Genomic DNA, 322 nt, shown 5'->3' on the forward strand with positions numbered 1-322 from the left:
GCCTGCCAAATAACCCAACAGCGTCAAGTCTTTGGCAGGTAGCGCATCGTCAACGATGCTACGTATCAAGAAAGGGCTGGCCACACCGGCGACGCCCGCCACTGCAATGAGAAATACGACAAAGCTGATCGAAATCCGATGAGGATGAAGGAGTGCAAGAACCCGAGCCAAGGAGAAGTGACGTTCGGCAATCTCATCATAGTTATCAACTGAGTCTGGCTCATCGTTTGGAGATTTTGAAACCTGTAGTGAGATTTTAGATGCCATGGTTTAAATTAGTCTGTGAGCGACGAGCCGCATACAACAAATACCTAGCTTCATC

1 pseudogene is annotated in these 322 nt (G+C 48.4%); it reads right to left on the reverse strand.

Annotated elements, in window-relative coordinates:
• Window positions 1-267 (reverse strand): annotated as a pseudogene (locus SB786_RS35870) (hypothetical protein); the annotation flags it as partial.
• Window positions 268-322 lie beyond the last annotated feature (55 nt).

Origin of the sequence: Burkholderia sp. SIMBA_062, from assembly GCF_046534765.1 — a bacterium.
GTDB classification, from domain to species: Bacteria; Pseudomonadota; Gammaproteobacteria; order Burkholderiales; family Burkholderiaceae; genus Burkholderia; species Burkholderia ambifaria.